Origin of the sequence: Micromonospora sp. CMU55-4, assembly GCF_011602315.1 — a bacterium.
Taxonomy (GTDB): domain Bacteria; phylum Actinomycetota; class Actinomycetes; order Mycobacteriales; family Micromonosporaceae; genus Micromonospora; species Micromonospora chalcea.
In genome coordinates, this window is record NZ_JAAOLH010000001.1 from 202012 (window position 1) to 216059 (window position 14048).

General features: G+C 74.0%; 12 protein-coding genes and 1 riboswitch. Of the genes, 4 read left to right on the plus strand and 8 right to left on the minus strand.

Features of this window, described 5'->3' with window-relative positions; translation table 11 throughout:
• Positions 1–9 precede the first annotated feature (9 nt).
• From pgsA to HA073_RS00925, 3 genes are read right to left on the minus strand one after another with little or no spacing between them, the layout of a single operon-like run.
• Complete coding sequence (pgsA, locus tag HA073_RS00915; protein ID WP_187693674.1) at positions 10–591, minus strand: CDP-diacylglycerol--glycerol-3-phosphate 3-phosphatidyltransferase; 582 nt, start codon at positions 589–591, stop codon at positions 10–12.
• Positions 592–638: 47 nt separating this feature from the next.
• On the minus strand, positions 639–2141 hold the full coding sequence (gene rimO / locus HA073_RS00920) for a 30S ribosomal protein S12 methylthiotransferase RimO (RefSeq protein WP_043325775.1): 1503 nt from the start codon (positions 2139–2141) through the stop codon (positions 639–641).
• 50 nt (positions 2142–2191) lie between these two features.
• Positions 2192–3115, minus strand: coding sequence for an ornithine cyclodeaminase family protein (locus tag HA073_RS00925; RefSeq protein ID WP_205795747.1), 924 nt, complete (start codon positions 3113–3115; stop codon positions 2192–2194).
• Positions 3116–3211: 96 nt separating this feature from the next.
• A riboswitch (guanidine-III (ykkC-III) riboswitch) is annotated at positions 3212–3277 on the plus strand.
• 57 nt (positions 3278–3334) lie between these two features.
• Here HA073_RS00925 and HA073_RS00930 point away from each other — a divergent pair.
• The gene (locus HA073_RS00930) at positions 3335–3649 is read left to right on the plus strand and encodes a multidrug efflux SMR transporter (protein ID WP_043325778.1); all 315 of its coding nucleotides are present in this window, start codon (positions 3335–3337) and stop codon (positions 3647–3649) included.
• An 88-nt stretch (positions 3650–3737) separates the two neighbouring features.
• A complete protein-coding gene (locus HA073_RS00935) occupies positions 3738–3980 on the plus strand; it encodes a hypothetical protein (protein ID WP_043325780.1) in 243 nt (80 codons plus the stop codon).
• Between the two features lie 64 nt (positions 3981–4044).
• Here HA073_RS00935 and HA073_RS00940 read toward each other — a convergent pair whose 3' ends face one another.
• Entirely contained in the window at positions 4045–6501 is a 2457-nt protein-coding gene (locus HA073_RS00940; RefSeq protein ID WP_043325782.1) for a DNA translocase FtsK, read from the minus strand.
• Positions 6502–6614: 113 nt separating this feature from the next.
• Between HA073_RS00940 and HA073_RS00945 the strand changes: the two genes are divergently transcribed.
• A complete protein-coding gene (locus HA073_RS00945) occupies positions 6615–7094 on the plus strand; it encodes a YbjN domain-containing protein (RefSeq protein WP_043325784.1) in 480 nt (159 codons plus the stop codon).
• The gene (locus HA073_RS00950; protein WP_166455495.1) at positions 7091–8737 is read left to right on the plus strand and encodes a YbjN domain-containing protein; all 1647 of its coding nucleotides are present in this window, start codon (positions 7091–7093) and stop codon (positions 8735–8737) included. Before HA073_RS00945 ends, HA073_RS00950 begins: the two co-directional genes overlap by 4 nt.
• 89 nt (positions 8738–8826) lie before the next feature.
• Here the strand turns inward: HA073_RS00950 and HA073_RS00955 are convergent, their stop codons facing one another.
• The 4 genes from HA073_RS00955 to thyX all read right to left on the minus strand — a co-directional run bounded on the left by HA073_RS00955 (position 8827) and on the right by thyX (position 14008).
• Positions 8827–10377, minus strand: a complete 1551-nt coding sequence (locus HA073_RS00955; protein ID WP_166455496.1) for a S1 family peptidase — start codon at positions 10375–10377, stop codon at positions 8827–8829.
• Between the two features lie 174 nt (positions 10378–10551).
• The gene (locus tag HA073_RS00960; RefSeq protein WP_043325788.1) at positions 10552–12240 is read right to left on the minus strand and encodes a ribonuclease J; all 1689 of its coding nucleotides are present in this window, start codon (positions 12238–12240) and stop codon (positions 10552–10554) included.
• A 51-nt stretch (positions 12241–12291) separates the two neighbouring features.
• Positions 12292–13218: a 4-hydroxy-tetrahydrodipicolinate synthase gene (gene dapA / locus HA073_RS00965; protein WP_043325790.1), complete on the minus strand. Its 927-nt coding sequence runs from the start codon at positions 13216–13218 to the stop codon at positions 12292–12294.
• 52 nt (positions 13219–13270) lie between these two features.
• Positions 13271–14008, minus strand: coding sequence for an FAD-dependent thymidylate synthase (gene thyX / locus HA073_RS00970; RefSeq protein WP_043330542.1), 738 nt, complete (start codon positions 14006–14008; stop codon positions 13271–13273).
• Positions 14009–14048 lie beyond the last annotated feature (40 nt).

The window sequence follows — 14048 nt, forward strand, 5'->3', positions numbered from 1 at the left end:
CTGCCCGGGTCAACGGGCCGGACGCCGCAGCCGCAACGCCTGGGCGATGTAGTCGAAACCGGTGACCACGGTGACCACCACCGCCGCGCCCATGATCCACGGACCGATCGCGGCGAGCGCCTCCGGCATCGGCCAGAGGTACCAGGTGATCGCCAGGATCTGCAGCGCCGTCTTGACCTTGCCGCCCCGGCTGGCCGCGATCACGCCGTGCCGGATCACCCAGAAGCGCAGCCCGGTGATGCCCAGCTCACGGGCGAGGATCACCACAGTCACCCACCAGGGCAGCCGGTCGTAGACGGAGAGCAGCACCAGCGCGGCGCCGGTGAGCGCCTTGTCGGCGATCGGGTCGGCGACCTTGCCCAGCGAGGTGACCAGCTCGAACCGGCGGGCGATCCAGCCGTCGACCAGGTCGGTCGCCGACGCCACCACGAAGATCAGGCAGGCGGCCATCCGCCAGCCCGCGTGGGTCATCGCGGACGCGACCACGGTGGCCGCGAAGACGGGCACCAGCACCAGGCGCGCGCCGGTCAGCACATTCGCCGCGTTGAGCAGCGGTACGGGGGCGGCCGCCGTCGACTCCGCGCCCGTCATGTCCCGCATCGCCCCACGTGGCTTCCCCGCTTCGTCCGGGCCCGCCGTCACCGTACCGCGCCGGGCGCCGCCGAGATCATCTCATCCGGTACGGCGACCAGGTCCACGCCCTCGGTGGCGGTGACGGTGGCCCGGACCAGGTCACCGGGGCGCAACGCGGCCAGGTCGACGCCGCCGCCGACCGGCGCGACGAGCGTGGTCGAGCCGTCGACCTCGGGCGCCTGGTGGGCGGCCCGCCCCTCCACCACGCCGTCCGCGACCGAGTCCACAAGCACCTCCACCGTCGCGCCGAGGCGCTCCTCGGCGCGCTGCGAGCAGAGTTCGTCGGCCAGCGCGCTGAGCTTGTCGTACCGCCGCTTGATCGTGGCGGCGGAGACCTTGCCGGCCAGGCCGGCGGCCTCGGTGCCATCCTCGTCGCTGTAGTCGAACATGCCGATCGCGTCCAGCCGCGCCTCGGTCAGGAACCGGACCAGCTCGGCCACGTCCTGCTTCGTCTCGCCGGGGAAGCCGACGATGAAGTTGCTGCGCGCGCCCGCGTCCGGCGCCAGCGCGCGGGCGGAGGCGAGCAGCTCCAGGAACCGGTCGGTGGAGCCGAAGCGCCGCATCCGGCGCAGCACCGGCTCGCTGGAGTGCTGGAACGACAGGTCGAAGTACGCGGCCACGCCGGGCGTGGTGGCGATCACCTCGACCAGGCCGGGCCGGGTCTCGGCGGGCTGGAGGTAGCTGGCGCGGACCCGCACGATGCCGTCGATCGCGGCGAGTTGCGGCAGCAGCTTCTCCAGCGCGCGCGGGTCGCCCAGGTCCTTGCCGTACGAGGTGGAGTTCTCGCTGACCAGCACCAGCTCGCGGACGCCGGTCTTGGCCAGCCACTCGGCCTCGGCGAGCAGCTCGTCCGGGGTACGCGAGACGAACGCCCCGCGGAACGCCGGGATGGCGCAGAACGCGCAGCGCCGGTCGCAGCCGCTGGCGAGCTTCAGCGAGGCCACCGGGCCGGTGTCGAGCCGGTGCCGCAACACCTGCCGCAGGTGCGCCGGGGTGTGCGCGTCGGTCTCCGGCGCGACCCGGGCCGGGGTGCCGTGCCCGGGCAGCGACACCGCCGCGTCGCGGCGCTTCACCGGGGTCAGCGGCAGCAGCTCCCGCCGGTCGCGGGGGGTGTGCGCGCCGATCGCCTCACCGGCGAGCACCGAGTCGAGGCGGGCGGCGATGTCCGGGTAGTCGTCGAAGCTGAGCACGGCCTGCGCCTCGGGGAGGCTGTCGGCCAGCTCACGGCCGTACCGCTCGGCCATGCACCCGGCGGCGACGACCTTCGCGCCGGTGTCGGCGGCGGCCAGCAGCGTCTGGATCGAGTCCTGCTTGGCCTTCTCGACGAAGCCGCAGGTGTTCACCACCACCACGTCGGCGCCCTCGCCGTCGGTGGTGACCTGCCATCCGTCGGCGTGCAGCCGGGCGGCCAGCTCCTCCGAGTCGACCTCGTTGCGGGCGCAGCCGAGGGTCAGCAGGGCGACCCGGCGCCCGTCGGATTGCGGGGTGGAGGAGGTGGCAGACACCATCCGAGGGTACCGGGCCGGTTCCGTACCGCCACGCCGCCCGTCCGGCACGCTCAGCGGGCGGGAGCGGCCACGCGGGCCAGCCGGTCGAGCAGGAACACCTCGGTGCCGGCCAGACCGGTGGAGCAGAAGACCGAAATCTGGTCCGCGCCGGTCCGGCCGGGGACCGCCCCGGCCAGCACCGCGCCCAGGTCGCGCAACCGACCGGCGTACGGCTCGACGGCGGCGAGCATCGGCGGCACGTACGCGGCGGCCTGCCCCGGCGAGTCGGTGACCAGCAGGTCGGCGGCGTCGAGCAGGTCGGGGCCGAACTCGTGCCGGTCGGTCTGCTTGAAGCCGACGGTGTTGACGTGCGTGCCGGGGGCCAGGTCGGCGGCGTCGATCACCGGGACGGTGCTGGTGGTGGCGAGCACCACCACGTCCCGGTCGCGTACCGCGGCGGCGGCCGAGCCGACGGCGCGGGCCGGCACGCCCAGCTCGGCGCGGACCCGGGCGGCGAACGCCTCCCGCCGGGCCGCCGAGCGGCTGTACACGGTCACCTCGCGCAGCGGCCGGACCGCCGCGGCGGCCCAGACCTGGGTCCACGCCTGCCGGCCGGAGCCCACCACGCCGAGCGTGGCGGCGTCCGCGCGGGCCAGGGCGTCCACCGCCACGCCACCGAGTCCTCCGGTACGCCGCGAGCCCAGCTCCTCGCCGACGGCGATGGCGCGTACCGCGCCGGTGGTCGCGTCGTGCAGCACGACCAGTTGACCGCTCTCCGGGTGGCCGAACGTGTCGTACGAGCGGAAGCCGTACCACTGCCCGGTCAGGTGCCCGGCGGTGAGCACCATCCGGCCCCCGCCCAGCGGCGCGGACGCCCGGGGCGGGGCGATGAGCCGCCCGGCGTATGCGGCCAGCAGCGCGTCCCGCATGGCCGCGACGGTGAGCGGGGCGTCCACGGCGGCCGCGACGTCGTCGTCGGAGAAGAGCACGGTCATGCCTTCCATCGTGCAACCTGAAGTTGACGTCAACTCCACCCATGGTGGGCTTTCTCACCCCGCCGCCCGTGTCGCCCGGCCGGTGCTACCGTCGTCCACGACGGCCCGCGGGCCGTCCCGGACGAGTGGTGGGCGTACCCGGTCAGGCCAAGACGCCCCGCGTGACCCGACCGTCGCCCGGCCCGCTCCACGCCGGGCCCGCCCGTCAGAGGTGATCTCATGGCCTGGCTCGTACTGGTGCTCTCCGGACTCCTGGAGACCGCGTGGGCGATCGCGCTCGATCGCAGCGCCGGCTTCACCCGTCCCCTCCCCTCCGCCGTCTTCGGCGTCACGCTCGTCGGCAGCATGGCCGGCCTGGCGTACGCGCTGCGCGACATCCCGGTCGGCACCGGCTACGCGGTGTGGGTCGGCATCGGCGCGGTGGGCACCGCGCTGGTGGGCATGCTCGCGCTCGGCGAGCCGGTCAACCTGCCGCGCGTGGCCTGCCTGCTGCTGGTGGTCGCCGGCGTGATCGGATTGAAGTTGTTCGCCTGATCGATGCCGCATCCGGTTTGGACGACGCGGCGGCCGGGGTACCGGATCTTTCGTTGACCGGTAGCGAGATCACTCACGGAGGAACCCCATGGCCGACATCCACGCCAGCGCCCGTCCGCGTACCAACGCCGCCCGGATCTGCACGATCATCGCGTTCGTCTTCGCGGCTCTCGCGATCTTCCTGTCCCCGCTGATCTTCGGCGTCCTCGGCCTGATCCTCGGCATCGTCGGCGCCGTCCTCGGCGACAAGCCGCTGGGCTGGTACGCCGCCGCCGCGAGCGTGGTCGGCGCGATCATCGGCGCCGTGCTCGTCGCCGCGCTGCTCAACTGAGCCGGAAACCGCCGACGGCGGCTCCCACCTGACGGTGGGGGCCGCCGTCGTCCGTCGTGGGTCGTCAGTCCTCGCCGCCGCGCAGGCCGGCCAGGACCTCCTCCAGCTCGTCCGGCTTGACCAGCACGTCGCGGGCCTTGGAGCCCTCGGACGGCCCGACCACGCCGCGGGTCTCCATCAGGTCCATCAACCGGCCCGCCTTGGCGAAACCGACACGCAGCTTGCGCTGGAGCATCGAGGTCGACCCGAACTGCGAGGTGACCACCAGCTCGACCGCCTGCACGAGCAGGTCCAGGTCGTCGCCGATGTCCTCGTCGATCTTCTTCTTGCTGTCCTGCGCCGGGGCGAGCACGTCCGGGCGGAACTCCGGCTCCCGCTGGTCCTTGCAGAACTTGACCACGTCGGCGATCTCGCGCTCGGTGACCCAGGCGCCCTGGATGCGCTGCGGCTTCGACGCGCCCATCGGCAGGAACAGGCCGTCGCCGCGGCCCAGCAGCTTCTCCGCGCCGGGCTGGTCCAGGATGACCCGCGAGTCGGCGAGCGAGGAGGTGGCGAACGCGAGCCGGGACGGCACGTTCGCCTTGATCAGGCCGGTGACCACGTCCACCGAGGGCCGCTGGGTGGCCAGCACCAGGTGGATCCCGGCGGCGCGGGCGAGCTGGGTGATCCGGACGATGGAGTCCTCCACGTCGCGCGGCGCGACCATCATCAGGTCGGCCAGCTCGTCCACGATCACCAGCAGGTACGGGTACGGCCGCATCTCCCGCTCGCTGCCCGGCGGCGCCTTGATCTCGCCGTTGCGCACCTTGCGGTTGAAGTCGTCGATGTGCCGGACCCCGTTGGCGGCGAGGTCGTCGTAACGCATGTCCATCTCGCGGACGACCCACTCCAGCGAGTCGGCCGCCTTCTTCGGGTTGGTCACGATCGGCGTGACCAGGTGCGGGATGCCCTCGTAGCCGGTCATCTCGACCCGCTTCGGGTCGATCAGCAGCAGCCGCACCTCGTCCGGCGTGGCCCGGGTCAAAATGGACACAAGCAGACTGTTGAGGCAACTCGACTTGCCCGCGCCGGTGGCGCCCGCGATCAGGATGTGCGGCATCTTCGCGAGGTTGGCCACCACGTAGCCGCCCTCGATGTCCTTGCCGAGCGCCACCACCATCGGGTGGTGGTCGCTGGTCGCCTCGCGGGAGCGCAACACGTCGCCGAGCGACACGTTCTCCGGGTCGGTGTTCGGGATCTCCACGCCGACCGCGCTCTTGCCCGGGATCGGGCTGAGGATGCGCACGTCCGGCGACTTCACCGCGTACGCGATGTTGCGGGACAGCTGGGTGATCCGCTCGACCTTCACGCCCGGACCCAGCTCCACCTCGTACCGGGTGACCGTCGGGCCGCGGGTGAACCCGGTGACCGCGGCGTCCACGTCGAACTGCTCGAAGACGCCGGTCAGCGCGGCGATCACCTCGTCGTTGGCCTTGCTCCGGCTCTTCGGTTTGGCGCCGCTGCCGAGCAGGTTCGCCGGCGGCAGCGTGTAGTCGCCGGCCAGCCCGGTGAGCGCGAGCTGCTCGGCGCGGGTGGGCAGCGGCGAGTGCTCCGGCGGCTCGACCGGCTTGCGGTTCGCCGGCACCCGCGGCGGCTTGCGCGGCAGCACGAGCGTCTCCTGGAGGTCGACGCCGGCCAGTTCGTCGTCCGGGTCCAGCGGCTCCAGCGGCGACGGCATCCGCTTCGCCGGCCGCTTACGGGCCGGTTTCGCCGCCGCCTCGGCCTCGGCTTCCTCCTCATCGTCCTCGGGCGCGGCCGGGTCGGCGCGCAGGCCGAGCCGCTCCGGGATCTTGTTGATCGGGGTCGCGGTGACCACGAGCAGGCCGAACACCAGCAGCAGAAGCAGCAGCGGCATCGCCACCCACGCGGTCACCGCCGACTTCAGCACGTCGCCCACGCCCGCGCCGATCAGGCCGCCGGCGTAGTCGCGCTGGACCTCGTCGACCGGGTTCTGCCCGATGTGCAGCATCGAGGCGGTCGCCAGCATCATCGAGCCCCAGCCCACCAGGCCGCGACCGCGGTGCTCGGGGTCGGCCGGGCTCCGCATCAGCCGCCACGCGCCGACCATGAACAGCACCGGAAGGATTATCGAGATGGCGCCGATGAACAGCCGTACGGTGTCGGCCAGGTGCCGGCCCACGGGCCCGGCGCCGCCGCCCCAGATGCCCACCGCGCTGAGGATGGCCAGGCCGAACAGCAGCAGCCCGGCGCCGTCGCGGCGGTGCTCCGGATCCAGCTCCCGGGTGGACGCGGCCTGCCGGCCGGCGGCCCGGAACGCCCAGCCCACCGTGTGGGCCAGTCCCATCCAGACGGCGCCCGCGGCGCGGCCGACGAACGCGGCCGGGGCCGGCCCGCGGCGCGCCGGCCGCCGCGCCGGTTTCCGCGCCGCCGCCTTCTTCGCCGGTTGCCGGGCGCGGTTGTTCGTGGTGCCACGCGGCGACGCGCCGCGCCGCCGGCTCGCCTGAGAGGTACGGCCCGCCATAGAGTCACGGTAACGGCGGCACCCGGTGGAACGCCGCTTTTCCGGGTCGTGTCCGCGCGTCGCAGCACGGGTCGGACCGTCGTTTGTGTTATTCGCCTCAGAAGGGATGCCCGATGGCGTCGCCGGAGATCGAGGACGGTCCGGACGGTCCGCTGACCGGACACCCCCAGGCGCTGCGCCCGCTGACCGGCGAGCTGATCGCCGCCGTGCTGGCCCACCGGGGGTACGCGGTGGTCGAGGAGCCCGACGGCGCGCTCGTGGGCCGCTGGGAACGGAACCTGATCTGGTTCCACCGCCGGGGCGCGGCAGGTGAGCTGCTCCAGGTACGCACCGTCGTGGCGCCGCACTTCGGCATCGAGCACGTGCCCGAGCTGCACGCCTTCTGCAACAGGTGGAACCACGACCGGCTCTGGCCCAAGGCGTACGTGCACGTGGCCGACGACGGGTCGGCCCAGATCTGCGGCGAGGTCACCACCGACCTGGAGCGCGGCGTCACACCGCACCAGCTCGACCGGCTGGTCGACTGCGGTGTCACCACCGGCTGTCAGCTGGCCGCCGCCGTCGCCGAGCTGACCGGCGGGACGCTCCGATGACCACGGCACGCGACCGGGGGCTGGCCGCCGCGCTCGCCGACGCCCGGGACAGGCCCGACGGCGAGGAGCGCTGCGCCGAGCTGGAGCGGATCGCCTCCCGCGCGGACGCCACCGGTGACCCGCGTACCGCCCTGTCGGCGCGGTTCGCGCTGGTCGAGGCGTACCTGCACCTGGGTGAGCGGTGGCGCGCGGTGGAGCCGGTGCGGCGGATGCGGGAGACGGTGGCCCGGCACCCCGGGCTGCTGGACGCCCGGCCCGACGAGCTGACCCGGCTGCGCCGGCACCAGCGGCAGGCGGTGGAGGCGCTGTTCGGCACGCCCCGGGTGGGCCTGGATCAGGCCCGGTCCCTGTTGGACACGCTCGCCGGGGAGCTGGGCGAGGACGCCGCGCCGGTCGCGGAGCTGCGCTGCCGCGTCGCCGACCACCTCGGCGACGAGCCGGCGGCCCGGCGGGCGTACGAACGCTGGTCGGCCGCCGACGCGACGGACCCGGTGGGTGGCTGTGCGGGGTGCGCCCCGGCGCGGCGGGCCGACCTGCTGGCCGGGTGGGGTGACCCGGAGGCGGCGCTGGCGGCGCTCGCGCCGGCGCTGACCGGCTGGGTCGAGCCGCAGGGGCCACCGACCCGGCGGGCCGAACGGCAGACCGCCGCGACAGTGGCGACGACCTGCACCGACCAGCCCGAGCGGGCGCTCACCGTGGGGCTGCTGCCGTGGCTGCGCACCGGCGCGGTGACCGAGGCGGCCCGGGCGCACGTACGCGCGTACCGCCGGCACCGCCGGGAACGGGCCGCGTTTCCGCTGCTCGCCGCGCACCTGCGCTTCTGCGCGCTGGGCGGCTACCTGCATCGCGGGCTGGAGGTGCTGACCGAGCAGCTGCCCCGGCTGGACCGCCCGGCCGACGACCTGTCCGCGATGGAGTTCGCCGCGGCCGGCGCGCTGCTCTGCGGGCTGGCCGCCGAGGCGGGGCTCGGCGGGCGGCGGATCCACCGCCCCGGGCACGGTTCCCGGCCGGCCGCCGAGGTGGACGTGGCGACACTCGGGGCGCAGCTCCAGGCGCTGGCCACGGCGCTCGCCGGCAGCTTCGACGCCCGCAACGGCACCGGGCACCAGTCCGGCCGGATCGCCTCGTGGCTGGCCGAGCGGCCGCTCGCCGCGCCGGTGTCGCTGGCCGCCGAGAGCGAGTTCGACGAGGAGCCGGAATCGGACCCGGCCGAGCCCGGCCCGCCCGGCCCGGAGGAGCCCGCCCCGCTGGACGCGGCGCTGCTCGCCGCCGCGCTCGAGGCCCGGGGCGAGCCGTACTCGCCTGAGCCGGACGGCACACTCGTCGGGCGGTGGGGCGAGGCCACGATCCAGTTCCGCCTGCTCGGCCGCCACGGTGACGTGCTGCACGCCCGCGTGGTGGCGCAGCGGCGGCTGCCGGCCGAGCGGCGCGCCGAGGCGTACGCCTTCTGCAACGCCTGGAACCACGACCGGCTGCTGCCCGCCGCCTACGTGCACGAGCCCGGCGACGGAACGCTGGTGCTGGCCGCCGGCGTCTCCACGGACCTGTCCTGCGGGGTCGCCCCGGCGCAGCTGGAGGTGCTGGTGGCCGCGGCGGTACGCACCGGCGCGGCGTACGCCGAAGCGGTCGCCGCCCTGGCCTGAGCCGCCGAGCCGACCTGCCGGTCCGCGACGCGGCGCGGCCCCCGACCACCGGGCGGTGGTGGTCGGGGGCCGCGGTCCCGATGCGGCGGTCAGCGGGCGGAGAACGCCAGCGTGTACTCGCCGGAGCCGGACAGTCCGGTCACCCGGTACCGGTAGGCGCCGGCCGGGCCCTCGACGGTCAGCCGGGCCACACCGTCGGCGCTGGTGGCGCGGGCGACGGTACGGAACGCGCCGTTGGTGAAGCGTTGCAGCTCCAGCGTCACCCGGACGCCGTCCGGCGCGGCCAGGCACGCCTCCTGAGTGCCGCCGGGCACCCGGAAGAAGCGCCCGTCCGGCTGCACCTGGACCCGCCCGGCGGCGATCCGGCCGCTCCGGCTCACCTGGCCGGCGCACTCGGTGTCACCGGCCGGCGGGGTCGGCGGGACGGTCGCCGGCGGGGCGGTCTCCCCGCCACCGGCGGGCGGCTGCGTCGGGGCCGGCTGGCCACCGGCGGTGACGAGCGTGAGGTTGTTGCGCTGGAGGATCTCGTTGACCGGCTGGAAGAACGTGACCCCGCCCCGGGTGCAGTCGCCGGAGCCGCCGGAGGTGACGCCCTGCGCCTGGTCGCCGGAGAGCCACGCGCCGCCGGAGTCGCCCGGCTCGGCGCAGACGTTCGTCCGGGTCAGCCCGGTGACAGTCCCCTCCGGATAGTTGACAGTGGCGTTCTTGGCCTGGACCAGGCCGCAGCGGGTGCCGGTGGTGGAGCCGGACCGGCAGATCGAGGCCCCGACCGGCGCCTCGGTGGAGCCGTTGACCGCCACCGTGCGGCCGTCGCTGAAGTCGGTCACCACGCCCTGCGGCGTCCAGTCGCCGTTCACCCGCACGAACGCCCAGTCGTCGCCGGGGAACGAGGAGGCCGCGAACGTGCCCTGGGCGACCCGGTTGGATCCGGTGGTGCGGTCCCCCGGCCGGCCGCAGTGCCCGGCGGTGACGAATCCGCCCACCACCGAGAAGCCGACCGAGCAGCGGCCGGCGTTGTTGATGAAGAAGGCGTCGCCGCCCCGCACGTCGAACAGCGGGCGCGGGGCCTCGTCGGCGGTGCGTACCCGGACCATCGCGGTCTTCGACCCCGCGGTGGCGGCGAACCGGCGGCCGTCGGCCTCCGCGCCCGGACGGGCGACCACCACCACCGTGTTGTCGGTCACGTCGACGTACCAGCCGGCGATGTCCGGGCTGGCCGCGCCGCCCGCCGCGTCGAGCCGGGACTTCACCGCGTCCAGCTCGGCGACGCCCCGGGCGACCCGCTTCGGGACCGCGCCGGCCGCCTTGACCCGCGCCTCGCCGGCCGCGTCGGCCACCGCCACGGTGAGCGTCGCGCCGTCCGCGCTGAGCCAGCTGCCCCCGTAGCCGGCGCCGAGTTCGGCACGCAGCCGGGTGAGGGTGCCGGCCGCCCACCGCTCGGTGCGCAGCCGCTTCACCGCCTGGTCACGGGTGAGGGAGAGGTCGCGACCCATCGCGTCCAGGACCTCCGGGGCGACGCCGTCGGTGGCCGGCGCGGCCCGCCGGGGTTCCTCGCCGGCGAACGACGGTACGGTCACCGCCGCCGTCAACCCGGCCGCCGCCACCAGTACGCCGATGGCTGTCATCCGTCTGCGGTCCATCCGCCACGCTCCTCCCGGCCGGCGCAGGGGCACGCCGGCCGTCCCGGAGTACGGAGACGGACGCCGATCGGATGAGGGTTACCGGAGGGTTTCGACGCGGCGTGTCGGGACGTACCCGGAAAGCGACGGCGCCGGCCCACCGTGGACGGTGGACCGGCGCGCGGCGCGGTCGGGTCAGACCTCGACGACTGTCGGGACGATCATCGGCCGACGGCGGTACGCGTCGTTGACCCAGCGTCCGACGGTGCGGCGGACGATCTGCTGGAGCTGGTGCGGGTCGGTGATGCCGTCCGCGGCGGCCCGGTTCAGCGCCTCGGTGACCAGCGGAACCACCGCGTTGAACGCGGCCGGGTCCTCGGAGAAGCCCTTCGCCGAGACGGTCGGCCCGGCGACCACCTTGCCGGTGACCGAGTCGACCACGACCGTCGCGGCGATGAAACCGCCGTCGCCGAGGATCCGCCGCTCGGTGAGCAGCGATTCGCTGACGTCGCCGACGGCGAGGCCGTCGACGTAGACGTACCGGCTCTTGACCCGGCCGACCAGGCTCGCGCGGCCCTCGACCAGGTCAACCACGTCGCCGTCCTCGCAGAGCACGACCCGGTCCGGCGCGACGCCGGACTCGATGCCGAGCCGGGCGTGCGCCCGCAGGTGCCGCCACTCGCCGTGCACCGGCATCAGGTTGCTCGGGCGGACGACGTTGAGCAGGTAGAGCAGCTCGCCGGCCGGGGCGTGGCCGGAGACGTGCACCTTCGCCACGTCCTTGTGCACCACCACGGCGCCGGCGCGGGCCAGCCGGTTGATCACCCGGTAGACCGAGGTCTCGTTACCGGGCACCAGCGAGGACGCCAGCACCACGGTGTCGCCGGGCGCGATGGTGATGTGCCGGTGGTCGCCGCTGGCCATCCGGCCCAGCGCGCTCATCGGCTCGCCCTGCGAACCGGTGGACATCAGCACGATCTGCTCGGGCGGCAGGTTCGTGGCCTCCTCGATCCCGACCACCAGGCCGGGCGGGATGTTCAGCAGGCCCAGGTCGCGGGCGATGCCCATGTTGCGGACCATCGACCGGCCGATCAGCGCCACCTTGCGGCCGTGCTCGACCGCCGAGTCGAAGACCTGCTGCACCCGGTGCACGTGCGAGGCGAACGAGGCGACGATGATCCGCCCCTTGGCCTTCGCGAAGATCGAGTCGAGGACCGGGCCGATCTCCTTCTCCGGCGTGACGAAGCCGGGGATCTCCGCGTTCGTCGAGTCCGACAGCAGCAGGTCGACGCCCTCGGCGCCGAGCCGGGCGAACCCGGCCAGGTCGGTGATCCGCCCGTCCAGCGGAAGCTGGTCCATCTTGAAGTCGCCGGTGTGCAGCACCAGGCCGGCGGGCGTACGGATGGCCACCGCCAGCGCGTCCGGGATCGAGTGGTTCACCGCGAAGAACTCGCACTCGAACGGGCCCAGCCGTTCCCGGCCGCCCTCCCGCACGGTCAGCGTGTACGGCTGGATCCGCCGCTCGGCCAGTTTCGCCTCGACCAGCGCGAGCGTGAACTGGGAGCCGACGAGCGGGATGTCCGGCTTGTGCGCGAGCAGGTACGGCACCGCGCCGATGTGGTCCTCGTGACCGTGCGTGAGCACGATCGCCTGCACGTCGGCCAGCCGGTCCAGGATCGGGCCGAAGTCGGGCAGGATCAGGTCCACGCCCGGCTGCTCGACGTCGGGGAACAGCACCCCGCAGTCGACGATGAGCAGCTTGCCGTCGTACTCGAAGACGGTCATGTTCCGGCCGATGGCGCCGAGTCCGCCGAGCGGGATGATCCGCAGGCCGCCCTCGGGCAGCGGCGGGGGCAGCTCACCCTCGATGTGCGCCTCGGTCACGCGTCACCTCATTCTGCGACGCCGTCGCGCGGCGTCCGTCGTGTCGTTTGTTCATTCGGGCAGGGGCAGGCCCGCCGCCGCGCAGTCGGCGCGCAGCTGGGCCAGTTCGTCGCCGGTGGCGTCCACCAGCGGCGGTCGCACCGGGCCGGCCGGGCGGCCCTGGGCCGCGAGACCCGCCTTGACCAGGATCGTGCCCTGGGTGCGGAAGATGCCGGTGTAGAGCGGCAGCAACTGCCGGTGCAGCGCGAGCGCCCGGGCGTTGTCGCCCGCCTCGAACGCCTCGATCATCTGCTTGGTCGGCGCGCCGGTGAAGTGGGTGGAGGTGCCGACCACGCCGACCGCGCCGATCGACAGCATCGGCAGGGTGAGCGCGTCCTCGCCGCTGTAGAACGCGAGGTCGCTGCGGGCCAGCACCCAGGAGGTGGCGGTCAGGTCGCTCTTGGCGTCCTTCACGGCCACGATGCGGCCGTGCTCGGCCAGCTTCACCAGCGTCTCGGTGGCGATCTCCACGCCGGAGCGGTGCGGGATGTCGTAGAGCATGACCGGCAGGCCGGTGGCGTCCGCGACGGTGGTGAAGTGACGCAGCAGCCCGGCCTGCGGCGGCTTGTTGTAGTAGGGCGTCACCACCAGCAGGCCGTGCGCGCCGGCCTTCTCGGCCTGGGTGGCCAGCTCGACTGTGTGCCGGGTGTCGTTGGTGCCCACCCCGGCGACGATGCGGGCCCGGTCGCCCACCGCCTCGGCCACGGCGCGGATCAGCGACTCCTTCTCCGCGTCGGTGGTGGTCGGTGACTCACCGGTGGTGCCGTTGAGGACCAGCGCGTCGTTGCGCTGCTCGTCCACGAGATACTCGGCCAGCCGGGCGGCGCCGGCGAGATCGAGCCCGCCGTCCGGCGTGAACGGGGTCACCATGGCCGTCATCACTCGCCCGAACGGGCGCGACGCGCCCCGGCTCGGGGCGGCGGAGTGGTCGTGCGTCATGCTCACAACCTAGCGGACGACCACCGGTGACCCGGCGGCGAAGGGCGACAGGTCACTCGGCGTACGGGGACGCCGCCACCTCGGTGCCGTCGGGCAGGGTGGAGATCTCGAAGTCGGCGAACACGTTCGGCGCGACGCTCTTGAGCTGCCGCAGGCACTCCACCGCCAGCTCGCGGATCTCCACGTCGGCGTGCTCGGTGGCGCGCATCTTGACGAAGTGCCGCCACGCGCGGTAGTTGCCGGTCACCACGATCCGCGTCTCGGTGGCGTTCGGCAGCACCGCCCGCGCCGCTTGGCGCGCCTGCTTGCGGCGCAGCGTCGGGTTGGGCTCGTCGGTGAAGCGGGCCTCCAGCCCCTCCAGCAACTCGGTGTACGCCCGCACCGCCGCGTCGGTGGCCTCGACGAACTTCTTGTGCAGCTCCGGGTCGTCGGCGATCACCGACGGCTCGACCATCGCCGCGTCCCGCTCCGGCACGTAGCGCTGGGAGAGCTGCGAGTAGGAGAAGTGCCGGTGCCGGATCAGCTCGTGCGTGAACGACCGCGACACGCCGCTGAAGTAGAAGCTCACCGAGCCGTGCTCCAGCACGCTCAGGTGGCCGACCTCCAGGATGTGCGCCAGGTAGCCCGCGTTGGTGGCGGTGGCCGGGTTCGGCTTCTTCCAGCTCTGGTAGCAGGCCCGGCCGGCGAACTCGGCGAGCGCCTGCCCGCCGTCGGCGTCGGTGGACCAGGGCACCTCTTCGGGCGCCTGGAACTGGGTCCACGCGATCAACTTGACCTGGGGCTGCACCATCTCCGGCATTCCTGGGACTGTAGTTGGCCCTCGCCCGGCG

Excerpts from the sequence above, each read along its gene's own strand:
- pgsA (WP_187693674.1), bottom strand. The coding sequence starts at position 591 with ATGACGGGCGCGGAGTCGACGGCGGCCGCCCCCGTACCGCTGCTCAAC.
- rimO (WP_043325775.1), bottom strand. The coding sequence starts at position 2,141 with ATGGTGTCTGCCACCTCCTCCACCCCGCAATCCGACGGGCGCCGGGTC.
- HA073_RS00925 (WP_205795747.1), bottom strand. The coding sequence starts at position 3,115 with ATGACCGTGCTCTTCTCCGACGACGACGTCGCGGCCGCCGTGGACGCC.
- HA073_RS00930 (WP_043325778.1), top strand. The coding sequence starts at position 3,335 with ATGGCCTGGCTCGTACTGGTGCTCTCCGGACTCCTGGAGACCGCGTGG.
- HA073_RS00935 (WP_043325780.1), top strand. The coding sequence starts at position 3,738 with ATGGCCGACATCCACGCCAGCGCCCGTCCGCGTACCAACGCCGCCCGG.
- HA073_RS00940 (WP_043325782.1), bottom strand. The coding sequence starts at position 6,501 with ATGGCGGGCCGTACCTCTCAGGCGAGCCGGCGGCGCGGCGCGTCGCCG.
- HA073_RS00945 (WP_043325784.1), top strand. The coding sequence starts at position 6,615 with ATGGCGTCGCCGGAGATCGAGGACGGTCCGGACGGTCCGCTGACCGGA.
- HA073_RS00950 (WP_166455495.1), top strand. The coding sequence starts at position 7,091 with ATGACCACGGCACGCGACCGGGGGCTGGCCGCCGCGCTCGCCGACGCC.
- HA073_RS00955 (WP_166455496.1), bottom strand. The coding sequence starts at position 10,377 with ATGGACCGCAGACGGATGACAGCCATCGGCGTACTGGTGGCGGCGGCC.
- dapA (WP_043325790.1), bottom strand. The coding sequence starts at position 13,218 with ATGACGCACGACCACTCCGCCGCCCCGAGCCGGGGCGCGTCGCGCCCG.
- thyX (WP_043330542.1), bottom strand. The coding sequence starts at position 14,008 with ATGGTGCAGCCCCAGGTCAAGTTGATCGCGTGGACCCAGTTCCAGGCG.